General features: G+C 71.6%; 22 protein-coding genes. 17 read left to right on the top strand and 5 right to left on the bottom strand.

Going from position 1 to position 23,065, the window contains the following annotated elements; translation table 11 throughout:
* Window positions 1-49 precede the first annotated feature (49 nt).
* The 6 genes from VK923_09605 to VK923_09580 all read left to right on the top strand — a co-directional run bounded on the left by VK923_09605 (window position 50) and on the right by VK923_09580 (window position 9,411).
* Window positions 50-439 carry a DUF167 domain-containing protein gene (locus VK923_09605; GenBank protein HSJ44922.1) on the top strand — a complete coding sequence of 130 codons (390 nt, stop codon included), beginning with the start codon at window positions 50-52 and terminating at the stop codon, window positions 437-439.
* A gap of 41 nt (window positions 440-480) precedes the next feature.
* Window positions 481-1,122 (top strand): signal peptidase II, encoded by a 642-nt coding sequence (locus tag VK923_09600; protein HSJ44921.1) that lies wholly within the window; start codon window positions 481-483, stop codon window positions 1,120-1,122.
* A complete protein-coding gene (locus VK923_09595) occupies window positions 1,122-2,096 on the top strand; it encodes an RluA family pseudouridine synthase (protein HSJ44920.1) in 975 nt (324 codons plus the stop codon). The genes VK923_09600 and VK923_09595 overlap by 1 nt, the downstream gene beginning before the upstream one ends.
* A 167-nt stretch (window positions 2,097-2,263) precedes the next feature.
* Window positions 2,264-5,770, top strand: a complete 3,507-nt coding sequence (gene dnaE / locus VK923_09590; GenBank protein HSJ44919.1) for a DNA polymerase III subunit alpha — start codon at window positions 2,264-2,266, stop codon at window positions 5,768-5,770.
* A 352-nt stretch (window positions 5,771-6,122) separates the two neighbouring features.
* Window positions 6,123-8,450 carry an Ig-like domain-containing protein gene (locus VK923_09585; GenBank protein ID HSJ44918.1) on the top strand — a complete coding sequence of 776 codons (2,328 nt, stop codon included), beginning with the start codon at window positions 6,123-6,125 and terminating at the stop codon, window positions 8,448-8,450.
* Window positions 8,437-9,411 (top strand): LD-carboxypeptidase, encoded by a 975-nt coding sequence (locus tag VK923_09580; GenBank protein ID HSJ44917.1) that lies wholly within the window; start codon window positions 8,437-8,439, stop codon window positions 9,409-9,411. The genes VK923_09585 and VK923_09580 overlap by 14 nt, the downstream gene beginning before the upstream one ends.
* A gap of 3 nt (window positions 9,412-9,414) precedes the next feature.
* On the opposite strand, the gene VK923_09575 is transcribed toward VK923_09580, so the two are convergent.
* The gene (locus VK923_09575) at window positions 9,415-9,570 is read right to left on the bottom strand and encodes a hypothetical protein (protein ID HSJ44916.1); all 156 of its coding nucleotides are present in this window, start codon (window positions 9,568-9,570) and stop codon (window positions 9,415-9,417) included.
* 171 nt (window positions 9,571-9,741) lie between these two features.
* On the opposite strand from VK923_09575, the gene VK923_09570 reads away from it, so the two are divergent.
* A complete protein-coding gene (locus tag VK923_09570; GenBank protein ID HSJ44915.1) occupies window positions 9,742-10,668 on the top strand; it encodes an NADP-dependent oxidoreductase in 927 nt (308 codons plus the stop codon).
* Window positions 10,669-11,057: 389 nt separating this feature from the next.
* Here VK923_09570 and VK923_09565 read toward each other — a convergent pair whose 3' ends face one another.
* From VK923_09565 to VK923_09555, 3 genes are all read right to left on the bottom strand, one after another.
* Window positions 11,058-11,660 carry a DNA-3-methyladenine glycosylase I gene (locus tag VK923_09565; protein ID HSJ44914.1) on the bottom strand — a complete coding sequence of 201 codons (603 nt, stop codon included), beginning with the start codon at window positions 11,658-11,660 and terminating at the stop codon, window positions 11,058-11,060.
* Window positions 11,657-12,619, bottom strand: a complete 963-nt coding sequence (gene lgt, locus VK923_09560) for a prolipoprotein diacylglyceryl transferase (GenBank protein ID HSJ44913.1) — start codon at window positions 12,617-12,619, stop codon at window positions 11,657-11,659. Before lgt ends, VK923_09565 begins: the two co-directional genes overlap by 4 nt.
* Before the next feature lie 85 nt (window positions 12,620-12,704).
* On the bottom strand, window positions 12,705-13,352 hold the full coding sequence (locus VK923_09555) for an LON peptidase substrate-binding domain-containing protein (protein HSJ44912.1): 648 nt from the start codon (window positions 13,350-13,352) through the stop codon (window positions 12,705-12,707).
* 93 nt (window positions 13,353-13,445) lie between these two features.
* Here VK923_09555 and hisD point away from each other — a divergent pair, with 93 nt between their 5' ends.
* Window positions 13,446-14,792 (top strand): histidinol dehydrogenase, encoded by a 1,347-nt coding sequence (gene hisD, locus VK923_09550; protein ID HSJ44911.1) that lies wholly within the window; start codon window positions 13,446-13,448, stop codon window positions 14,790-14,792.
* Window positions 14,785-15,861 (top strand): histidinol-phosphate transaminase, encoded by a 1,077-nt coding sequence (gene hisC / locus VK923_09545; GenBank protein HSJ44910.1) that lies wholly within the window; start codon window positions 14,785-14,787, stop codon window positions 15,859-15,861. The genes hisD and hisC overlap by 8 nt, the downstream gene beginning before the upstream one ends.
* Window positions 15,862-15,923: 62 nt before the next feature.
* Here hisC and VK923_09540 read toward each other — a convergent pair whose 3' ends face one another.
* The gene (locus VK923_09540; GenBank protein HSJ44909.1) at window positions 15,924-16,625 is read right to left on the bottom strand and encodes a DUF4230 domain-containing protein; all 702 of its coding nucleotides are present in this window, start codon (window positions 16,623-16,625) and stop codon (window positions 15,924-15,926) included.
* 65 nt (window positions 16,626-16,690) lie between these two features.
* Between VK923_09540 and hisB the strand changes: the two genes are divergently transcribed.
* The 8 genes from hisB (at window position 16,691) to VK923_09500 (ending at window position 23,061) form a co-directional block, all read left to right on the top strand.
* Window positions 16,691-17,272 carry an imidazoleglycerol-phosphate dehydratase HisB gene (hisB, locus tag VK923_09535; protein ID HSJ44908.1) on the top strand — a complete coding sequence of 194 codons (582 nt, stop codon included), beginning with the start codon at window positions 16,691-16,693 and terminating at the stop codon, window positions 17,270-17,272.
* Window positions 17,269-17,988, top strand: a complete 720-nt coding sequence (gene hisH / locus VK923_09530; GenBank protein ID HSJ44907.1) for an imidazole glycerol phosphate synthase subunit HisH — start codon at window positions 17,269-17,271, stop codon at window positions 17,986-17,988. The genes hisB and hisH overlap by 4 nt, the downstream gene beginning before the upstream one ends.
* 161 nt (window positions 17,989-18,149) lie before the next feature.
* Window positions 18,150-18,911: a 1-(5-phosphoribosyl)-5-[(5-phosphoribosylamino)methylideneamino]imidazole-4-carboxamide isomerase gene (gene hisA / locus VK923_09525; GenBank protein ID HSJ44906.1), complete on the top strand. Its 762-nt coding sequence runs from the start codon at window positions 18,150-18,152 to the stop codon at window positions 18,909-18,911.
* Window positions 18,908-19,672 carry an imidazole glycerol phosphate synthase subunit HisF gene (hisF, locus tag VK923_09520; GenBank protein HSJ44905.1) on the top strand — a complete coding sequence of 255 codons (765 nt, stop codon included), beginning with the start codon at window positions 18,908-18,910 and terminating at the stop codon, window positions 19,670-19,672. The genes hisA and hisF overlap by 4 nt, the downstream gene beginning before the upstream one ends.
* Window positions 19,673-19,700: 28 nt before the next feature.
* A complete protein-coding gene (gene hisI, locus VK923_09515; GenBank protein ID HSJ44904.1) occupies window positions 19,701-20,078 on the top strand; it encodes a phosphoribosyl-AMP cyclohydrolase in 378 nt (125 codons plus the stop codon).
* Entirely contained in the window at window positions 20,071-21,624 is a 1,554-nt protein-coding gene (trpE, locus tag VK923_09510) for an anthranilate synthase component I (GenBank protein ID HSJ44903.1), read from the top strand. Before hisI ends, trpE begins: the two co-directional genes overlap by 8 nt.
* On the top strand, window positions 21,608-22,177 hold the full coding sequence (locus tag VK923_09505) for a Trp biosynthesis-associated membrane protein (GenBank protein ID HSJ44902.1): 570 nt from the start codon (window positions 21,608-21,610) through the stop codon (window positions 22,175-22,177). Before trpE ends, VK923_09505 begins: the two co-directional genes overlap by 17 nt.
* Complete coding sequence (locus VK923_09500; protein ID HSJ44901.1) at window positions 22,174-23,061, top strand: indole-3-glycerol-phosphate synthase; 888 nt, start codon at window positions 22,174-22,176, stop codon at window positions 23,059-23,061. Before VK923_09505 ends, VK923_09500 begins: the two co-directional genes overlap by 4 nt.
* The last annotated feature ends 4 nt before the right edge of the window (window positions 23,062-23,065 follow it).

Raw genomic sequence — 23,065 nt, 5'->3', positions numbered from 1 at the left:
TCACGATATACCGCACCGCCCCGGAAGCGGTGGAGCCTATCCTGTCCGTGTGCCGCAGCGGTCCGCGATCCCCCCGTCCGCGGTCGACGCCGCCTGTCGGGCGGCCGGCGAGGACGTCCTGCTCGCCGTGCACGCGCAGCCCGGCGCCAGCCGCGAGGGCCCGGTCGAGGTGCGGTCGATGCCGAGCCGTCACGGCGGCCCCGCCCGCGCCGTGATCGTGTGGAGGGTCCGCGTACCGGCCGCTGACGGCCGGGCGAACGCGGCACTGTGCCACTCGGTCGCGCGCGCGGTCGGCGTCGCGCCCTCCGCGGTCGTCCTCGAGCATGGTGCGACGGGGCGCGCCAAGACGCTGCGCATCGCCGGGCGCGCGCCGGCGCAGGTCGTGGCCGCGATCGCCGGTGCGCCGTCGGGCGGGGGCGGGCCCGCTGGCGGTGCGTAGACTCGGCCGTGTGACAGCGGCGCGACCGGCGGATGACCCAGGTGACAGACGAGACGCGGACGACCCCGGACGGCACGGATCCGGGCGACGTGCAGCCCGACGCCACGGCCGCGACCCCCGCCGCCGATGACGGCTCGGAGCCGGCGTCGCGACGGGCGTTGCCGGGACGGCTCGTGTGGGTCGTGTGGGCGGCCGTCGCCGCCGCGATCCTCGTGTGCGACCAGGCCACGAAGGGCATCGCGGTCGCCGAGCTGTCCGCCCGCGTGATCGACCTCGGGTTGATGGACCTGCGTCTGGTCCGCAACCCCAACGCAGCGTTCGGCATCCCAGGGTTCTCCGGCATGTTCCCGATCGTGGCGGTCGTCGTCGTCATCATGATCGTGCGCGCCCTCCCCGACACCGACCGCCTCTCATCTGCCGCCGGCTACGGCCTGCTGACCGGTGGTGCGCTGGGCAACGCGATCGACCGCGTCGCCAGGTACCCGGGGCTTCCCAACGGGTACGTCGTCGACTTCTTCGATCTCCGGTGGTTCCCGGTGTTCAACATCGCGGACTCGGCGATCGTGTGCGGCGCCCTCGCGCTCGGGGTGCTGCTGATGCGCGCCGAGCGCGAGGAGCGCCGTCTGGCGAACGCCCCGCGGCGCCCGTCGGTCCGTCCCGACACCTCGACCCCACGGCGCTGATGGGGCCGGCCCGGCTGGTCGTGCCGGCCGAGGCCCGGGGCGACCGCATCGACCGGGTCGTCGCCGCGTTGCTCGACGAGCCGCGTGCGCAGGCACAGGCGCGCGTGGGCCGAGGTGAGGTGACCGTCGACGGCGCCGTCGTCCGCAAGTCCTACCGCGTGCGCGGAGGCGAGCACGTCGAGGTGGCCGACGCGCCGGCCGGTGCGGTCGCGGCGCCACCCCCGGTGCCGGTCCGCTACGCCGATGAGCACGTCGTGGTCGTCGCCAAGCCGGCGGGCATGGTCGTGCATCCCGGCGCGGGCGTGGGTGACGGCACGCTCGTCGACGCGCTCCGCGCGATGGGGGTGACGCTGGCACCCGGCGACGACCCTGCGCGCCCCGGGATCGTGCACCGTCTCGACCGGGGCACGTCGGGGTTGCTCGTCGTCGCGCGGACCGGCGAGGCCCTGCGCGGCCTGCGGGAGCAGTTCGACGTGCACAGCATCACCCGCCACTACTGGGCGCTGGTCGAGGGATCGCCCGCGCACGCCCGGGCGACGGTCGACGCGCCCATCGCACGGCACCCCGGTGACCGCACGCGCTTCCGCACGGCGGCCGACGGGCGCCCCGCGGTGAGCCACTACGAGGTCAAGCGCTCGTGGGGCCGGGCCACCAGCCTCCACGTGACGCTCGAGACCGGTCGGACGCACCAGGTGCGGGTCCACATGGCGGCGCTAGGCCACCCGGTCGTGGGGGACCGGGCCTACGGTGCGTCGGCGGAGCTGGCGTCCGACCTGGAGCTGGACCGCCCGGCGTTGCATGCCGCACACCTCGGCTTCGCACACCCCGTGACCGGCGCCCACGTGGCCCTCGACGAGCCGTGCCCCGACGATCTGCGGCGCGCCGTGCGCCGCCTGGACGCGGTCGGCGGCGGACCCGCGACGGATCCCGCCGGCGGTGTGGGATCGGGGGGCGATGGCCCGGGCGTGTGCTAGCGTTCGGGGTCACACGGATGTCGTTTCCGACGGTCCCACGGCGGTGCGGCGACGGCTCGCGCACGGTCCGGTCGCCGCGCGATGGAGCGCGGAGCGCGTGTCCGTGACATGCCGCGCTGTCCGGACGGCATGTCAACCCCGGAAGGCCTGACGGCGCGAGGAGGAGCGTGACCGACTCGTTCGTCCATCTACACGTGCACACCGAGTACTCGATGCTCGACGGCGCGAGTCGGGTCGACGATCTCATGCGCACCGCCGCCGCGCAGGGCATGCCCGCGATGGCCATGACCGACCACGGCAACATGTTCGGGGCGCTTGACTTCTACAAGGCGGGCCTGCGCCACGGTGTGAAGCCGATCATCGGCGTCGAGCTCTACATGGCCCCGGGCAGTCGCTTCTCCAAGGGCACCCGCGGTCCCGCCGGCGACGAGACGATGTTCGCAGGTGGCGGTCGCCCCGGAAGGGTCGAGCCGTACTACCACCTCATCGTGCTCGCGCAGAACGAACAGGGCTACCGCAACCTCATGCGGCTGTCGTCACGGGCCTACCTCGAGGGCTACTGGTACAAGCCGCGCGCGGACAAGGAGCTGCTCGCCGAGTACGCCGAGGGCCTGATCTGCCTCTCCGGTTGCCTGGGCTCGGAGGTCAACCAGCTGCTGCTCGCCGGCGACCGCGACGCCGCGCTGGCGGCCGCCGCCAGCCACCGCGACATCTTCGGTGCCGAGAACTACTTCATCGAGGTCCAGGACCACGGCATCGACGGGCAGCTCCAGACCAACCCCGAGCTGATCAAGATCGCCCAGGACCTCGGCGTCGGGCTCGTGGCGACGAACGACAGCCACTACACGACCCGGGCCGATCACGACGCCCACGACGTGCTGTTGTGCATCCAGACCGGGTCGCTCAGGGCCGACACCGACCGCTTCAAGTTCCACGGCGACCAGCACTACGTCAAGACCGCCGAGGAGATGCGGGCGCTGTTCCCCGACCACCCCGAGACGTGGCGCAACACCGTCGAGATCGCCGAGCGGTGCGAACTGGAGATCGACTTCGGGACCCACCACCTGCCGCGCTTTCCGGTGCCCGGCGACCGCACTGAGGCCGACGTCCTGCGCGAGCAGGTCTTCGCCGGTGCACGCGAGCGGTACCGCACCGGGGAGGACGGCACGCTGCGGCCCGACGTGGTCGAGCGACTCGAGCACGAGCTCGGCGTCATCGAGCAGATGGGCTACCCGGCGTACTTCCTGATCGTTGCCGACTTCTGCAACCATGCGCGCGAGGTCGGCATCCGCGTGGGGCCGGGCCGTGGATCGGCCGCCGGCTGCGCCGTGTCGTACTGCATGGGCATCACCGACCTCGACCCCATCGCACACGGCCTGATCTTCGAGCGCTTCCTCAACCCCCACCGCGTGTCGATGCCCGACATCGACATCGACTTCGACGAGCGCCGGCGTGGCGAGATGATCCGCTACGTCACCGAGCGCTACGGCGACGACCACGTCGCCCAGATCATCACCTTCTCGACGATCAAAGCCAAACAGGCGATCAAGGACGCCGCCCGTGTGCTCGGCCACCCCTACGGCTTCGGCGAGCGGCTGACCAAGATGCTGCCGCCGGCCGTCATGGGCCGGGAGTATCCGCTGGACCAGGCACGGGAGCTGTCGGCGGAGCTGCGGGAGGCGTGGGAGAACGAGCCCGACGCCAAGCAGGTGCTCGACACGGCGCACAGCCTCGAGGGGCTGCGCCGCCAGCACTCGATCCACGCGGCCGGTGTCGTGATCGGCGCCGAGCCCATCACCAACCATGCCCCGATCCTGCGCGTCGAGGCCGACGGCGAGATCGTCACGCAGTACGACGGGGCGATGGTCGAGGCCATCGGCCTGCTCAAGATGGACTTCCTCGGCCTGCGCAACCTGACGGTCATCTCCGACGCGCTCGAGCACATCGAGGCGACGACCGGCGAGCGGGTCGAGATCGAGGACATCCCGCTCGACGACGAGCCCACCTACCGGATGCTGTCCGAGGGTGATTCCGACGGCGTGTTCCAACTCGACTCGGCCGGCATGAAGGCGCTGGTGCGCCAGCTCAAGCCGGACTGCTTCGACGACATCGTCGCCCTGCTCGCCCTCTACCGGCCGGGCCCGATGAAGGCCGAGCTGCACACCGAATACGCCCGCCGCAAGCACGGCAGGTCCAAGGTCACGCTGCTGCACGACGACCTCGGCGAGTTCCTCGACCCCACCTACGGCATCCTCGTCTACCAGGAGCAGGTGCTGCAGATCGCGCAGAAGGTCGCCGGGTTCTCGCTCGGTGAGGCCGACATGCTGCGCCGTGCCATCGGCAAGAAGAACCGCTCCGAGATGGAGGCGCAGAAGGCGAAGTTCCTGGCGGGCATCGTCGAGTGCGGCTACGAGGAGTCATTCGGCACGGGGCTGTGGGACCTTATCGAGGGGTTCGCGGACTACGCGTTCAACAAGTCCCACTCCGCCGGGTACGGCCTGGTCAGCTACCAGACCGCGTGGCTCAAGGCCAACTACCCGGTCGAGTACATGGCCGCCCTGCTGACGTCGGTCAAGGGCAACAAGGACCGCCTGCCGCTCTACCTGCACACCTGCAGGATGATGGGCATTGACGTCCTCCAACCAGACGTCAACGCCAGCAAGCTTGACTTCGCGCCGGCGGACGGCAGGATCCGCTTCGGCCTGTCGGCGGTCCGCAACGTCGGCGAGCAGGTCGTGGAGGCGATCATCGAGGCCCGCCAGCGCCAGGGCGCATTCGCGAGCTTCGCCGACTTCTGCGCCAAGGTCGACGCCGGGTGCCTGAACCGGCGGACGCTGGAGTCGCTCATCAAGGCCGGCGGGTTCGAGTCGCTCGGACATCCCCGCAAGGGCCTGCTGCTGTCGTTCGCACCCATCGCGGACGAGGCGATCGCCCGCAAGCGCGCCGAGGCCGAGGGGCAGTTCTCGTTGTTCGACGGTGCAGGCGGAGACGGCGATGACGAGGTCCCGCTGATCGACCACGTCGTGATCGCCGACGTCGAGTTCGAGCGCCGTGAGAAGCTCGCGCATGAGCGTGAGATGCTGGGGCTGTACGTCTCGGACCACCCGCTGCTCGGCATGCAGGGCCTGCTGTCGGCGCTGTCGTCGGTGTCGATCGGTGAACTGCTCGAGGCCGGCGGCGGACGCGACGACATCAAGGTCGCGGGAATCCTGACCGGACTGCAGAAGAAGTTCACCCGCAAGGGCGAGCCGTACGTGGTCGGGACGCTTGAGGACCTGCGCGGCAGCATCGACTGCATCTTCTTCCCGAGCGTCTACCAGTCGGCGGCGGATCTGCTCACCGACGACGCGTTGCTCTGTGTGACCGGGCGGCTCGACAACGCCGACCCGCCCAAGATCATCGCACTGGACGTCATCGCCCCCGACACGTCCGACGCTGACGGCCGGCCACTGGTGCTCCAAGTGGCACCACAGCAGTGCACCGACAGCGTCGTCGGCCGCCTCCGAACGATCCTGTCGGACCACCCCGGCCCGGTGCCTGTGCACCTGCAGCTCGGCCTGTCGGCGCGCGAGAACCCGACGACGTTGCAGTTGCCCTCGGACTTCAGCATCAACCGCAACCCCGGCCTGTTCGCGGAGCTGTCCGAGATCCTCGGCCCCGAAGCCGTCGCGTGAGGCGCCACCCGGTCGCCACCGCTCGCGGCCCACAGCGACGTCCAGGCACCTGCCCGCGGGCTGTGCGGATACGTCGGACTCGGCCAATCGCCACGACGTCGCAGATGCCCTCAATTGGGGATGCGCGGGCCGCTCGATCCCGTACGGTGCCGTCATCCATCAGGGCCCGGCGGGACCCGGGATCGCGGCGACACATGCGGCGCATCACGCCTGCTCGACGGAGTGCGGGGGCCGTCGGCGCACGTGGCCGCTGCATCCACGAGCCGGCTGATCGTGCGGCGGGACAACGGAAGGCAGATAGATGGGACAGGTGGGCAGACCTCGGAGGACGGCGGGTCTCCGGACGCTGGCGGTGGGCGTGGTCGTGGCGCTGTGGGGCACGGTGGCGACGGGCGCCGGTACGCCGCGCGCGGCAGCGGCGGCGCCGGTCCGGCCGTCCCACGACGCGCAGGAGGTCCAGACGGTCTGGACCGGCGAGCTCGGTGTGGCCCACCCCGTGGGCCTGGCCTACGATCCGTCGCGACGTCAGTTCCTCGTGGCAGCGGACGACGGGACCGTGACGCCGGTCCTCCGGCTGGACGCGGACGGGAAGGGCCGAGGGACCCTCACCCTGCCCGAGCTATCCGACCCGGAGACGCTCGCGTTCAACGCCGCGCGGGACGAGCTGACCGTCATCGATGGCGGTGACGCGGTGCAGGTACCCGACAGCGCCCTCGATGGGCGGACGCCGCGGACCGAGCGCGCACCGATCGATGGCCTGCAGCTCGAGGAACCGGACAGCGCGACGTTCGATCCGCAGACCGACACGTGGTTCGTCCTCGATGAGCGCGACGATGCGGTCACGGTCGTCGAGGACGATCGCTCCAGCCCGTCGGCTCAGCTTCCGTTGGACCAGAGCGATGACCGGCTGATCGCGTTCAACGCCGAGGACGACCTGCTGTATGTCCTCGACCCCAGCAGCGAGCGGATCGACGCGGTGGACCGCGACGGTGATGTCCGGGACAGCATCGACCTCGCGTCGACGGCGCTGTCGGAGCCTGTCGCGATGACGTTCGCGCCCAGCACGGACTCGACGGATGACCCGGACAACCTCAACCTGTACGTTGCCGACGCCGGTGGTGCCGGATCGCTCGGTGGCGTCACCGAGCTGTCCCTGGCGGCCGTCACCGCGGCCGCGGCGCCGACCGACACCGCGACGCTGGTGCGGACCGTGCAGACGTCGGCGTGGAGCCCGGGGTCACCGGACCCCGCCGGGGTCGTCTGGACTGCGGCCGCCGATGAGCTCGTCGTCGTCGATTCCGAGGTCGACGAGACGACGGGAGCCGGCTGGCACAACGTCAACCTGTGGCGCTCGTCACGGACCGGCACCGTGCGTGGCGTCGGTGCCCTGTGGGGTCCCGGTGCGTCCGGCAACCACTCGAGGGAGCCGACCGGCCTCGGCCACGATGACGCCACCAGGACGCTGTTCGTGTCCGACGACAGCGCCAGGGCGATCTTCGCGGTCAGGCGCGGCGCCGACGGCGTGTTCGGCACCGGAGACGATGACGTCAGGTCGATCGACACGTCGGCGAACGGTGGAACGGACACCGAGGACCCCGAGTTCGACCCTCGGTCGGGGGACCTGTTCTACGTCGACGGCGTCGGCATGGAGATCTACCGGGTCGACCCGGTGGACGGTACGTTCGCGAACGGCAACGACGCCGTGACCCACTTCGACATCAGCCACCTCGGCCCGGTGGACTTCGAGGGGCTGTCCTCGGACCCCGATCGCGGCACCCTGTACGTCGGCGCGCGGAAGACCAGGCAGATCTTCGAGATCACCCGCGACGGGACGTTGGTCCGGACGATCTCTGCGTCCGCCGTCGCCGGTCTGCGGCACATCTCGGGGTTGGCCGTCGCGCCCGCGAGCGACGGGAGCGGCAGGATGAACCTGTGGATCGTGGACCGGGCGACCGACAACGGGACCGATCCCACGGAGAACGACGGGAGGATGTTCGAGATCAGCGCGCCCAACATCGGCGGCGGGAAGCCGGCCAACCGTCCGCCGGTGGCCTCGGACGACGCGGCATCGACGGCTGCGGTCAAACCGGTCACCATCCCGCTCCTGGCCAACGACTCGGATCCCGACGGGGACCAGTTGACGGTGCACAACCTGACGCAGCCAGCGCACGGGTCGGTGCAGGTCCGTGCTGATCAGACCGTCGTGTACACGCCGGACCTGAAGTTCGCCGGCACCGATACGTTCACGTACCGTGCGAACGACGGACGGGCCGACTCCAACGTGGCGACCGTCACCGTGACCGTCACCAGTCGTCCCAAGATCGAGCTCTACCGCATCGCGTACAACCCTCCCGGCAGGGACACCCGGACCAACGCGAAACTCAATGAGGAGATGGTCGTCCTGCGCAACATCGGCTCGGAGGGTCGCGGGATCGGCGGCTGGACCGTCAGGGACCGGGCCGGCAACCTGTACAAGGTGCCGGGTGGGTTCTTCCTGAAACGGGGTGGCTATGTCCGCGTCCACACCGGCAAGGGCACCAACGACGGCAACGACCTGTATTGGAGGCGCACCAGGTATGTCTGGAACAACGGCGGCGATCGTGCCACGTTGAAGAACGCGAGGGGTCAGGTCAGGGACCGCTGCGAGTACTCGGGCGGAGGATGGAGTGTCCGCTGTTGATGTGACGTCGACGGCCGACGGGCCCGGAGTCGGCCGGCATCCTCCGGCCCTGCGCCGCGGCGACACGGTGGCGCTCGTCAGTCCGTGTGGTCCCGTGCTCGACCATGCGCTGCTCGATGACGGCATCGCGCTGCTCGGGTCATGGGGACTGGACGTCGTCGAAGGCGCGCACGTCCGCGGGTCGGCGGGACACCTGGCCGGCAGTGACGCGCAGCGCGCCGCGGATCTGAACACGGCGATCGCCCATCCCGACGTTCGAGCGGTGTGGGCCGCACGCGGCGGCTACGGGCTGACGCGCATCCTCGACCGCATCGACTGGGATGCGCTGACGGCCGATCCGCCCCTCATCGTGGGCTTCAGCGACGTCTCCGCGCTGCTCGTCGCGGCGTGGCGGCGGGCCGGTCTGGTCACCGTCCATGGCCACGTCATCGGCCGGCTGCCGCTCCAGCCGCCTGCTGCCGTCGCACAGCTGCGGGCGCTGCTGTTCGGGCACGGCGGCACGGAGCCGCTGACCGGCGTGCCACTGGACGGTGCCGCGCGCGACGTCGTCCACGGTCCGCTCATCGGTGGAAACCTCACCGTCCTGGCCGCGCTGGCCGGCACGCGGGACCAGGTCGACGCGACCGGATGCGTGCTGCTGCTCGAGGAGGTTGCGGAGGCGCCGTACCGCGTCGACCGGCTGCTGACGCAGCTGCGCCACAGCGGCGCGTTCGACGGTGTCGCCGGCGTCGCGGTCGGTGCACCCGTGCAGTGTGACCCGCCGGCCGCGCGGCCGTCGGGCACGTTTGCCGACGTGCTCGCCGATCGCCTCGGCGACCTGGAGGTCCCTGTCGTCACCGACGTGCCCATAGGTCACATGCCCGACCAACGGGCCGTGCTCCATGGCGGTGAGGTCACGCTCGACGGCCGCGACGGCACACTGCTGTCACATGCCCGGCTGCCTGTGGTCGACGCGCGGTGACCGTCAACCGGCGGCGAAGTGGAAGCGCGTCACGTACGCAGGGAAGTCGTACCATGCCAGGCCGGTGTGCTCGCCCCGTGCGCTGCCCTCGAGGACCACGACGTCGGTGCCGCCCTCGAAGTGAGCGCGCAGGACGGAGTGTCGCCAGGTTGCGCGCATGACGCGTCATGGGGAGCCGTCGGAGAAGAACCACATCAGCCGTGTTGGAAGCTTCAGCATGGCTGCCGCACGTCGGGTGCCAAGCACGCCTCCGCCCGCTCCGTTTCGCTGCCGTGCCCTCGGGGACAACGGGCGCGAACGACCACGCTCCAGTTGAAGGACGAGCAGACCGTGCAGGCCATCGTGATCCACGAGTACGGCGGACCCCACACCTTGGCATTCGAGGAGGCGCCCGACCCGAGGCCAGGTCCCGACATGGTCGTGGTCGAACTGCGGGCCGCCGGCGTCAACCCGGTCGACTGGAAGATCCGGGAGGGGTATCTGCACGACGTGTTTCCCTCGTATCTGCCCCTCATCCCGGGTTGGGACGCCGCCGGCGTCGTGCGGGCCATTGGTCCCGCCGTGCAGGAGTTCCACGTCGGCGACGCGGTCGTCGGCTACGTCCGCAAGGACTACATCCAACACGGCACCTATGCGGAGCTGGTGGCGGGAACACCGCGGCACTTCGCACCGAAGCCGTCAAGCGTGGACTTCACCGCGGCGGCCGGCCTGCCGCTCGCTGGCCTGACCGCTGTGCAGTCATTGCGACTCGCGGGGGTGGGCGCTGGTGACACCGTGCTTGTCCATGCTGCCGCCGGCGGGGTCGGGTCGTTCGCGGTCCAGTGGGCACAGGTGCTCGGTGCACAGGTCGTCGGCACGGCGAGCGCGGCCAACCAGGACTACTTGCGCGAGCTCGGCGCGAGGCCGGTCACCTACGGCGACGGGCTGGCTGAGCGGGTGCAACAGGCCGCGCCAGACGGCATCACCGCGTCGGTCGACTACATCGGCACCAAGGAGGCGCTCGCCGCGTCCGCGGAGCTGGTCGGCGACCCGCAACGGATCGTGTCGAACGTCAACTCGCGGGGCGTCGCCGCGGTCGGCGGCCGGTACAGCTTCGTCCGGCCGCAGGCCGAGGACCTGGCGGAGCTGTCGCGGCAGGTCGATGCCGGTGCGGTGCGCATCGTGGTCCAGGAGGCCTTTCCGTTCTCGGACGTCGCGCGCGCCCACGAGATCAGCCGGGACGGGCACGTACGGGGGAAGCTGGTCCTCGAACTCTGACGGTGGACGGGTCAGGCCCCTCCTGCGCGCGACGTCCACGACGGCTCGGCCGTCGCAGCCGACGAGGTGGTCGTTGACCATCCACTCGCCACGAGGCGGCACGACGGCGTCTAGGGAGAAGACCAGCGGGTTGCGTCACAGCTACGCGATGATCTCGCTGCGCGCCGGGGTACCGGCAAGGTCGTGTCCGACGTCTCGGGCACGCGAACACGACGGTGACCCTCGACGTCGACGGTCACTCATACCAGGCATGGACGCCGAGGCCGCAACGCGGGTCACTGACATCATCCGGGGTGGTTGTGAGCGAATCGTCCGCGCGTACGCCATGTGTGCGCGATTCGCGCCGCGCGCGCCTCGGCGGGGTAGTGCTTTGTCGGCGTTCGTGCTGGTCAGACGGGTACTTCGCTGCGGAGCGCGTCTCCAGCCTCACAGCCGAGGAGGTGGTCGTTGACCATCCCGGCGGCCTGCATGAGGGCATAGCAGGTCGTCGGGCCCACGAAGCGGAAGCCGCGCTGCTTGAGCGCCGCGGCCATGGCCCCGGACTCGTCGGTGGACGCCGGCACCTGATCGAACGACGACGGCGCCGGACCCGGATCCGACGGTGCGAATGACCACAGCAGGTCCACGAGGGACCCACCGCGTTCACGCAGCTCCATCGCGGCGACCGCGTTGCTCACGGTCGCATTGATCTTCGCCTGGTTGCGCACGATCCGAGCATCGGACATCAGGCGAGCGCGATCATCGTCGTCGAACTCGGCCACCGCGGCGATGTCGAAGTCGGCGAACGCCTCCCGGAACGCGGGCCGCTTACGGAGGATGATCAGCCAGGACAGGCCGGACTGGAACGCCTCGAGCGTGATGCGCTCGAACAGGCGCCGGTCGTCGCGGACAGGCCGTCCCCATTCCTCGTCGTGGTAGCGCTCGTACAGCGCGGTGCCGTGCGCCCACGCGCAGCGTGTGACGCCGTCGTCACCCGTCGTCAGACCGATCACTGGCCGGCGCGCGAGCTCGGAGACCGTACGTCCTCGGCGTCGCCTCGTACCGGCGGGGGAGCGGAAGCATCGGCCCCCTCATCCGGTCCCGCCGCGGCATCGTCGCCGGTGGTCGAGGGGACAGCGGCGTCGTCGGCGTCGGTGTCCTCGATGGGCGTGCCGACCAGGCGGTCGGGACCACGCCGCTGCCACCACCACAGGCCCGCCAGGCCACCGAGGAAGACCGCCAGTGCGATCCAGTTGTTCCGCGACAGCCCTAGGAGGCGAAAGGTCGTGTCGGTGCGCAGCAGCTCGACGCAGAAGCGGATGAACCCGTAGCCCGCGAGGTAGACGAAGATCAGCGAGCCCTGCCGCAGGCGCCGCCTGGCGCCGAGCCACAGCAGCACGGCGAACAGCAGGAGGTCCAGCAACGACTCGTACAGGAACGTTGGGTGGAACGTCGCGAACTCGGTGTACGGCTCGACGCGTCGCGACGGATCGACCTCCAGCGCCCAGGGCAGGTCGGTGGGCGTGCCGTACAGCTCCTGGTTGAAGTAGTTGCCCCAGCGACCGATCGCCTGCGCGAGCGGCAGGCCGGGGATGATCGCGTCGACGGCGGCGGGCACGGGCATGCCCAGCCGACGCGCCTGCCAGATGCCGACCAGGATGCCGACCGTCAGCCCCCCGAAGATGGCCAGGCCGCCCTCCCACAGGAACAGGACAGCCCATGGCCGGTCGGCGAAGCGGTCCAGGTGGGTGATGACGTAGCCGGTCCGCCCGCCGAGCAGCCCGGCGAGCACCGCGACGAGGCCCACGCGGTCGACGAGGTCGGGGTCACCACCCAGCGCCGCCCAGCGCCGGCGACCGACCGCGATCGCCAGCAGCGCGCCGATGCCGATCACCACGCCGTAGTAGTGGATCGACAGCGGACCGACCGTGATCAGCTGGCCCGGCGGGGGTGGGATCGTGGCGAGGGTCATGGGCACAGACGGTACCGCCGCACCACACGCCAGGCGAACCGACGCCCACCTCCCAGATCGAAGCGACCCACAGTGTCGCCGGTCGTCAGTTGAGCGTGGCTCCGGCCGGGCCCTGCGGGCGCATCACCGTGACGTGTCCCAGCCGGCGCAGCAGGCTGTGCTCGCGGCGCAGGAACGTCATGGTGGCGCGGAGGCGCTCGGCCAGCGAGTCGATCTCGAGCAGCTCTTGCTGCTCGGACAGGTGCAGCTCCGCCGCGCATGCCGCCAGCCACGCCAGCGCTGCGGGCTTGGACGGTAGACGCCCGGCGAGCTGCTCGCCCGCGCCGATCGCCTGCAGGTACAGCTCGAGCTGGGCGCGCAGCGCCGCCACGAGCGGTGCCACCGTGGCGTCGGCCGGCTGCTCGGCGAGCATGTCGACCTCGGCGCGCAGGTACGAGCCGTCCCGCAGCAGCCGCCTGATGCGGAAGCGCTCGGCGCCACGGGTGACGATGTTGGAGCGGCCGTCGTCGAGCCGTTCGACGCGGACGATCTCGGCGACCGTGCCGACGTCGTAGACGTGCGCGCCACCCGCCTCCGCCCGGCCATAGCGCAGCGCGATGACGCCGAAGCGGCGGTCGCCGGCCAGGGAGTCATCGAGGAGCTCGCGGTACCGCGGCTCGAAGATGTGCAGTGGGAGGGGGCGACCAGGGAACAGCACGACGTGCAGGGGGAACAGGGGGAGCACGCGGCTCACCGCGTCCCTCCCGCACAACGTGGTTTCGCCATGGTGAAAGGCTACGTGGTCGAGCGCGTCCTCGCCGCCACGGGCGCTAGGCTTTCGACGGTGATGTTGACGCGAGCGGATGTGACCGGCGAGCGCGGCGACCTGATGGACGTCGTCCGCAGCCCCGACGAGGTCGCGGTGACCCGGGTCCGTGACAGCGTCGCCGACACGATCGCCGCGGTACGCGAACGCGGTGATGCGGCCGTCGGCGACCTGACGGCGCGGTTCGACGGCTGGCACGGTAACCGATGGGAGACTCCCGCCGGCGAGCGTGCCGCGGCCCTTGCGGACCTCGATCCCCAGCTCCGGGAGGCGCTGGAGCGCGCAGCCGACCGCGTCCGTTGGTTCCACGAGCGGGCGCTGCCCGCCGACTGGTACGCCGACCACGATGGCGCCCGGCTCGGCGTGGTCTTCCGGCCGTTGCATCGGGTCGGCGTGTACGTGCCGGGCGGCCTGGGTGCGTACCCGTCCACGGTGCTCATGACGGTCGTGCCCGCCCGCGTCGCAGGTGTCGACGAGGTGGTGGTGTGCACGCCGCCCGGTCCGGACGGCACCGTCAACCCGACCATCCTCGCCGCAGCCGAGCTCACCGGAGCGGACCGGGTACTGCGGATCGGTGGTGCACAGGCCATCGCCGCCATGGCGTACGGCACCGAGACCGTCCCCCGGTGCGACAAGGTGGTCGGACCCGGCAACGCGTATGTCGCCGAGGCGAAGATGCAGGTCTCGGCCGCCGGCGCATGTGGCATCGACTCGCAGGCCGGCACGACCGAGGTCGCGATCATCGCCGACGACACGGCGGACCCACGTCTGCTGGCATGCGACCTCGTGGCCCAGGCGGAGCACGACCCCCGCGCGGTGTGCCTGCTCATCACGCCCGACCCCGACCTGATCGACCGGACCGAGCGGGCGCTGGAGGTCGAGGTCAGCCGCACCCGCCACGCTGACCGGGTGCGCGCGGCGCTGCGCGACGGGGGCGTGGCGCTGCTCGTCCGAGACCTGGACCAGGCCGTCGCCGCAGCCGACGCGTTCGCCGCCGAGCACCTGGAGGTCCAGACGGCCGACGCGCCGGCCGTCGCCGCCCGCGTCCGCGCCGCTGGCGCGATCTTCGTCGGACGCGACACCCCTGTGGCGCTCGGCGACTACTGTGCGGGGCCCAACCACACGCTGCCCACCGGTGGCACGGCGCGCTTCAGCGGGGGCCTGTCGACCGGGGACTTCGTCGTGCCGGTCAACTGGGTCGAGTACGGACGCGACGCGCTGGCCGACCTGCTGCCCGTCATCGATGCGCTGGCCGCGGCGGAGGACCTTCCCGCGCATGCCGCCGCGGTGCGCGCCCGGCTGACCGATGGGGCCGACCCGACGGCGGAGCGGGTGACGGCCGCCGGCGGTGGTGCCGACGATGGCTGACGGCGGAGTCGTCGGACGCGTCCCTGTCCGCGACGACCTCATCGGCGTCACGCCGTACGGCGCACCGCAGATGGACGTCGCCGTGCGCCTGAACACCAATGAGACGCCCTACCCACCGCCGCCCGCGTTCTTCGACGAGCTCGCCCGCAGGCTGCACGGCCTCCAGCTGCAGCGCTACCCCGACCGCACGGTCGCCGACCTGCGTGCCGCGCTCGCGGCGCGGTTCTGCGTGCCGCCCGCGCAGATGTGGGCAGCCGCGGGCTCCAACGAGATCCTGCTGCAGCTGTTCCAGGCCTACGGGGGGCCCGGCCGACGCCTGCTGCTGGCGTCGCCCGGCTACTCGGCGCACCCGCTGATCGCCCGCGCGGCGTCGACGGAGGTCGCCGAGGTGCCGCTCGACGACCGGTTCACGTTGGACACCGTCACCGCGACCGAGGCCGCGAAGCGGTCGGGCGCCCATCTGATCTGCGTCGCCAGTCCCCACAATCCCGCCGGGACGCTGGTGTCACATGACGTCGTCCGGGCACTGCACGACGCCAGCGAGGCGCTGGTCGTCGTCGACGAAGCCTACATCGAGTTCGCGGCCGATGGTGCGAGCGCCGTGGCCCTGCTCGACGAGCTCGACCGCCTGGTCGTGTGCCGCACGTTCTCCAAGGCGTGGCGGCTGGCGGGTCTGCGGCTGGGGTACCTGCTGGCGCCGGACTGGGTGATCGACGACGTGCGCAAGGTGCGGCTGCCCTACCACCTCGACGCCATCACACAGGTGGCCGGGCTGGTCGCGCTCGACCTCGAAGAGGCGATGACCGCGCACATCGCCGAGATCGTCGCCGAGCGCGCGTGGCTGACCGGGCAGCTCGCCGCCCTCCCTGGGCTGACCCCGCATCCCTCGCACGGCAACTTCGTCCTGGTTCGCGGCACGGAGAGGTCGTTGTTCGAGCGGCTGCTCGCGCGCGACGTGCTGGTACGTGACTTCTCGTCGGTGCCCGGACTGGCCAACTGCGTGCGGATCACCGTCGGCACGCGCGCCGAGCACGAGGCGCTGCTGACCGCGTTGCGCGACCTGCGCTGACGTCGCGACGGACCTGCGAGCCCAGCGACGCAGCCGTCGAGCGTGGTCGGGACCCCGGAGGGTCAGTCGAACGTGACCGTCACGTCGGTGAAGCCGAGCGACCTCAGCAGGCTGCGCAGCATCGCCTCGGTGTTGCGGTTGGCCAGGTCGACCAGGCCGCTGTCCTGCGCGGCACGCTCCAGCCGGCGCTCGGCGATCTGGTACAGCGGCTGATCGTTGGTCGGTGTGTCGGTGAACAGCCCCGCCAGGCGGTCCAGCAGCCCGCGCTCCCTGCTGAACACGTAGCTGCGGTCCGGGTCCACGGTCGCCTCGGTCAGCTCGGCGCCGGGCAGGCGGATCGCGGCCCGCCGGCGCGCCTCGTCGACCGTCACGGCCTGCTCGTCGAGGTCCGAGAAGTCCACCGCCGCGTCGACGGTGCCCATCGCGACGAACAACGTGCGCTCGCCGGCGATCTGGCGCGGCAGGTTGCGCACCGTGTCCTCGGTGTCGACGATCACCTGGAACTCACCGGTCGCGGCGTGGTACTGCGCGAGGTCCTGCAGGGCGAGCAGCACCGCGGGTTGGGTCCGGTCCACCGTCGTGCGGTCGAACGGGTCGAAGCCGGACACGAGCCGCCCGAGCAGCAGCAGCGCGAACAGCACGACGCTGAGCATCACCACGCCGGTCATGAGCAGCCACCGTCCGAGCCCACCACGCCGCGGCGCCGGTCGCGCGCCGATCGGTTGTTTCCGCTCCGGGCGCGTCCACTCGGTGTCCACGCTCATGGCTACTGCACCGCCCCCCGTTTCGCCTACGCTGTCGACGACATCGACGGTAAGGACTGCTGACCGTGAGCCGCACCGCATCCATCAACCGCAAGACCGGTGAGACCGACGTCCAGGTGGACCTCGACCTCAATGGTACCGGCGCCACGACCGTGCGGACAGGCGTGCCGTTCTTCGACCACATGCTCGCCCAGCTCGGCCGGCACGGCCGGTTCGACCTGGACGTCACGGCGGAGGGCGACCTCGAGGTCGACGCGCACCACACCGTCGAGGACGCCGGCATCGCGCTCGGCGTGGCCATCGCCGAGGCGCTGGGCGACAAGGCCGGCATCGAGCGGTTCGGCGACGCGATCGTCCCGATCGACGAGGCGCTCGTCCGCGTCGCGGTCGACCTGTCGGGACGTCCGTACCTCGTCTACGAGGCCACGACGCCGGTCGAGCTGATCGGCACCTACGAGACGTCGCTGACCAGGCACTTCTTCGAGGCGCTGGTCGCCCATGCGCGGATCACGCTGCACGTCACGAAGCTCGCGGGTGACAACAGCCACCACATCCAGGAGGCGGTGTTCAAGGCGGTCGCCGTCGCGTTGCGCCGGGCCGCCGCCGTGACCGGGGCCGGCGTGCCGTCGACGAAGGGGGTGCTGTGACCTCAAGCAGCGCCAACGGTAGGTCACATGACCGGACCGTGGTCACCGCCGCGGTCCTCAACTACGAGGCCGGCAACGTGCGGTCGGCACAGCGGGCGCTGCTGCGTGCCGGTGCGCAGGCGTTCATCACCGGGGACGGCGACGAGGCCGCAGCGGCCGACCTGCTGGTCGTGCCAGGCGTGGGCCACTTCGGCCAGTGCGTCCGCCACTTCCGCGAGGCCGGATTCGAGGACCTGGTGCGGCGGCGGCTCGCCGAGGGGCGCCCGCTGCTGGGCATCTGCGTCGGCATGCAGATCCTCTATGCGGGCAGCGACGAGGACCCCGGGGCTGAGGGGCTCGCCATGCTGCCCGGCCACGTCCGGCGGCTGCCGGGCGATGTCGTCGTGCCGCACATGGGCTGGGACGTCGTGCGGGTCGTCCGCGACGACCCGGCCGTCGCGGGCCTCGACGGCCGGCGATGCTACTTCACCCACAGCTACTACGCCGACCCTGCCGACGACGCCCATGTGGTCGCCGTTTGCGACTACGGCCCCGGGTTCCCGTGTGTGGTTCGCACGGGGCCGGCACTTGGGCTGCAGTTCCACCCGGAGAAGTCGTCGGACGTCGGCGCGCGGATGCTGCACGACCTGGTCGCAGCGGTGGCCGACGGCCGCGCCGGCGCCGAGGTCACCTCGGTGCGTGCCTCACGGCGCGTGGGCGGTGGGCACACGTCATGAGGGCCTCGTGCAGCGTCGGCGGTGGGCACACGTCATGAGTGCCTCGTGCAGCGCGTGGGCGGTGGGCACACGTCATGAGGGCCTCATGCAGCGTGGGCGGTGGGCACACGTCATGAGGGCCTCATGCAGCGTCGGCGGTGGGCACACGTCATGAGTGCCTCATGCAGCGCCGGCGGTGGGCACACGTCATGAGTGGGCTGCGGCTGCTGCCGGCGGTCGACATCCGCGATGGCCGTGCCGTCCGGCTCGTCCAGGGGCGCGCTGACGCACAGACCGTCTACGACGACGACCCCGTGTCCGCGGCGCGGCGCTGGGTCGACCAGGGCTCCGACTGGCTGCACGTCGTCGACCTCGACGCGGCGTTCGAAGGCGACCCGCGCAACCGCCACCTGATCGCCGACATCTGTGAAGCGACTGGAGCGCAGGTGCAGGCGTCCGGCGGCATCCGCACCCTCGAGGACATCCGGCGGTCGATCGGCTATGGCGCAGCGCGGGTGGTCATCGGCACGATGGCACTGGAGGATCCCACCTTCGTCGCCACGGCGCTCGACGAGTTCGGCGAGCGCGTTGTCGTCGGCCTGGACGCCGACGGCACGACGTTGCGGGCGCGCGGGTGGACCGAGGAGGGCGGCGACCTGTGGTCCGCGCTCGACCGGTTGACGGACCTGGGCGTGCCCCGCTTCGTGTTCACCGACATCGCCCGCGACGGGATGCTGGGTGGGCCCAACCTCGAGCGCCTCGGCGTGGTCGCCGACCGGACCACCGCGCACGTCACGGCCAGCGGCGGCGTGAGCTCGCTCGACGACCTCGAACGGCTGCGTGCGGTGCATCCCCGGGTCGACGAGGCGATCGTCGGCAAGGCGCTGTACGCCGGCCGCTTCTCGGTGGCCGACGCGCTCGCCCTCGTGGAGGACCCGGCATGACGCTGGCGGTCCGCGTCATCCCCTGCCTCGACGTCACCGCCGGGCGGGTCGTCAAGGGCATCAACTTCGTGGACCTGCGTGACGCGGGGGACCCTGTCGAGCTGGCCGCGACCTACGACGCCGAGGGCGCCGACGAGCTGGTCTTCCTCGACATCACGGCGTCGTCGGACGCGCGCGACACCATCTACGACGTGGTGCGGGCCACGGCTGACCAGGTGTTCATCCCGCTGACCGTCGGCGGTGGGGTGCGCAGCGTCGACGACGCACGCCGCCTGCTGCTGGCCGGCGCCGACAAGGTCGCGTTCAACACGGCGGCGATCGCCCGGCCGGCACTGGTCGCCGAGGCTGCCGCCGCCTTCGGCTCGCAGTGCGTGGTGCTGGCGGTCGACGCCCGCCGCCGCGACGGTGGCTGGGAGGTCACCACCCATGGCGGCCGGCGTCCGGTCGACCTGGACGCCGTGGCGTGGGCGACAGAGGCCGCCCGCCTGGGAGCTGGGGAGATCCTGTTGACGTCGATGGACCGCGACGGCACGAAGCAGGGCTTCGACCTGGATCTGCTGGCCGCCGTGACCGGTGCGGTCACGGTCCCCGTCGTGGCCTCGGGTGGTGCGGGGACTGCCGGGCACATGGCCGACGCCGTCACGAAGGGCGGAGCGTCGGCCGTGCTCGCGGCCAGCATCTTCCACTTCGGCGAGCTGCGCATCGACGACGTCAAGCGCGCGATGGCGGCGGCAGGCCTCCCCGTCCGCCTCCGCCGCTGACACCTGCGCTGGTAGCGTTGCGCTCGGTATGGACGTCTCACGACTCCGGTACGACGAGCAGGGCCTCATCCCGGCGGTCGTGCAGCAGCACGACACCGGCGAGGTCCTGATGCTGGCGTGGATGTCCGCCGCGACGGTCCGCGAGTCGCTGGAGCTCGGCGAGACGGTGTTCTGGTCGCGCAGTCGCGCTGAGCGGTGGCACAAGGGCGCGACCAGTGGCAACACACAGAAGATCGTGTCGATCACGGCGGACTGCGACGCTGACGTGCTGCTCGTCGCTGTGGACCAGCAGGGCACCGGGGCCTGCCACACCGGCGCCCGCACGTGCTTCCACCACCACCTACGGGTGAGGGCGATCGTCAGCGGGCCGGTGGGTGGGGACCTGGAGGAGACCGACGATGCCTGAGCTGTACCGGCCCACCCGCGACGAGTTCCTGGCCCTGGCGGCCGGCTCGGGCGTGGTACCGGTCTGGCGCGAGGTGCTCGCCGACCTCTATACGCCGCTGGGCGTCTACGCGCGGCTGCAGGAAGGCGAGGGCCCCACGTTCCTCCTCGAGTCGGTCGAGCACGGCGCGCGGTGGGGCCGCTACTCGTTCATCGGGCTCGATCCGATCCTGTCGCTCCGCGCACGCGACGGCCAGGTCGTCGTGACGGGTGACGTGCCCGACGAGGTGCGTGGCGCTGCGGCGACCGGCGATCCACTCGTGACCGTTGACGCGGTGCTGTGTACGCTCGCGGCGCCGCGCGGCGTCGACGGCCTGCCGCCGCTGTTCGCCGGCCTCGTGGGCTACCTGGGCTACGACGTCGTCCGCTGGATCGAGGACATCCCCGCATCGGGGACCGACGACCTGCGCTTCGACGACGTCCGGCTCGACCTGCCCGGCCGGATGGTGGCGTTCGACCACCTGCGGCAGCGCCTGATCGTCGTCACGAACGTGCTGGTCGGCGACGACCCGGCGGCGCAGTACGACCGGGCGGTCGCGGAGTCCGAGGAGATGGTCGCACGCCTCGACGCGCCGCTCGCGGTGCACCCCGTCGCCCCGCCGGAGGCGGTCACCGTCGACGACGCGACGGCGAACATGACACGTGCCGACTACGAGCAGTCGGTGCGCGTCGCCAAGGAGCACATCTCCGCGGGCGATGCGTTCCAGATCGTGCCGTCGCTGCGCTTCCGCCTCGACACGGGGGCCGGCGCCGAGGCGATCTACCGGGTCCTGCGCGTCATCAACCCGTCGCCATACATGTACCTGCTCGACTGGGGCGACCAGCAGGTCGTCGGCTCGTCGCCGGAGGCGCTGGTCAAACTGACCGGCCGCACCGCCGCGACGTGGCCGATCGCCGGCTCGCGCCCGCGCGGCGCCACGCCGACGCAGGACGCGGACCTCGAGAAGTCGCTGCTCGCCGACGAGAAGGAGCGCGCCGAACACGTGATGCTGGTCGACCTTGCGCGCAACGACCTGGGGCGCGTCTCGGAGATCGGCAGCGTCGCCGTCGAGCCGTTCATGTCGGTCGCCCGCTACAGCCACATCATGCACCTGTGGTCGGGTGTGTCGGGCACGCTCCGCGACGACGTCTCTGCGGTGGACCTGGTCCGGGCCACCTTCCCGGCGGGCACGTTGAGCGGCGCGCCGAAGGTTCGGGCGATGGGGATCATCGACGACCTCGAGCCAACCCGCCGGGGTCCGTACGGCGGCGGCGTCGGCTATCTGTCACTGAGCGGCGACATGGACCTGTGCATCACGATCCGTACGCTGCTGCTGCGCGACGGGCAGGCGTTCGTGCAGGCGGGTGCGGGCATCGTGGCCGACAGCGACCCGGCGCGCGAGTACGAGGAGTGCCGCAACAAGGCCATGGCGCTGCTGGCGGCGGTCCGTGCCGCCGAGCGGTTCGGCGAGGGTGAGGGCGAGCGGAGCGATCCGGCGGGCGGGGATCCGAATGGCACGCCGCCCTGACACCGCGACGCTCGGGCCGTTCCTCGGCGTCGTCGGCTCGCTGGTCCTGCTCGGTGCGGCCGCGGCCTCGTGGATCGACCAGCCGGTCGCGCGCTCGATCGGCGACGTCGCCGTCGCTGGGACGCGGGCCACGCCCGGCGTCGAGATCGCACCGCTGACCGTCGTGACAGCGCTGGCCGGCCTGTTGTGCAGCGTCGGCCTGCTGGCCACGCGCGGCACGGTGCGGCGGACCGTGTCGCTGCTGCTGGTGGTGACGGGCGCCGCGGCCGTCGTGGTCGCCGCGTCGGGCATCACGGCGGTGCGTGGGTCGGACGGCGTCCGCACCGCGGCACCGTGGCTCGCCATCGTGGGCGCGGCGGCGGTCCTGGCTGCCGGGCTGACCGGCGTCCGACGTCCGGGGCGCCGCCTGCCGGCGCGCTACGACGTCGACGTCGCACCGCAGGACGCCGAGTGGCGGATGGCCAGCGTCAGTGACGTGCCCGGTCAGCCCGCGAGCTACCCTTCGTCGTCAGGCGAGTCCGACGCGACCGACGGCGAGGGTGAGCATCCGTGACGACTCCGGACCGCAGGTCCGCCGGACCGTCGGGAGACGAGCACACCGACACGACCGGCTTCCTGGCACGTGTGTGCGCCGAGGCCGTCGAGCGGGTCGCCACGTCCGCGCGCGCCGAGCCGATTGCCGTGCTGCGCGACCGCGCCGCCGCGACCCCGCCGCCTCCGCCATTCGGTGCCGCGCTCGGCGGCGGCATCGTCGCCGAGGTCAAGCGGGCGAGCCCGTCGCGCGGTGTCATCGCCGCGGGTCGGGACGCCGTCGCGCAGGCGCGCTCCTACGTCGACGGTGGTGCCGCCGCGATCAGTGTGCTGACCGAGCCCGTGCACTTCCATGGCACCCTCGAGGACCTTGCCGTCGTCGCTGCGGCCGTGTCGGTGCCGGTGCTGCGCAAGGACTTCGTCGTCGACCCCTATCAGCTGTACGAGGCCCGCGCGGCCGGTGCCGCCGCGGCGCTGCTGCTGGTCGCAGCGCTCGAGCAGGCGCGCCTGGTCGACCTCGTGCACACGGCTGCCGACGCCGGGGTGGAGGCGCTGCTCGAGGCCCACGACGCCGGCGAGGTGGCCCGTGCGGCCGAGGTCATCGCCGAGGTCGGCGACGGGCGCCCGGCGGTCGTGGGCGTCAACGCGCGCGACCTGCGACGCCTGTCGGTGGACAGGTCGCGCTTCGCCGCGCTGTTCGAGGGCCTGCCCCACGGCGTCGTCGTCGTCGCCGAGAGCGGTGTCACGGGCCCTGACGACGTCGTCGCCTACCGGAGGGCGGGTGCTGACGCGGTGCTCGTCGGCGAGCACCTCATGATCGCCGACGATCCGGCCGCGGCGACCCGCACGCTGGTCGCCGCCGCCCGCGGCACCCACCGGCCTTCCACCCTGTCCGACACCACCTGAAGGA

The sequence above is a fragment of the Euzebyales bacterium genome, from assembly GCA_035461305.1.
Taxonomy (GTDB): Bacteria; Actinomycetota; Nitriliruptoria; order Euzebyales; family JAHELV01; genus JAHELV01.
Note: the sequence above shows the minus strand (reverse complement) of the source record. Positions and strands in the feature narration are given on the sequence as shown.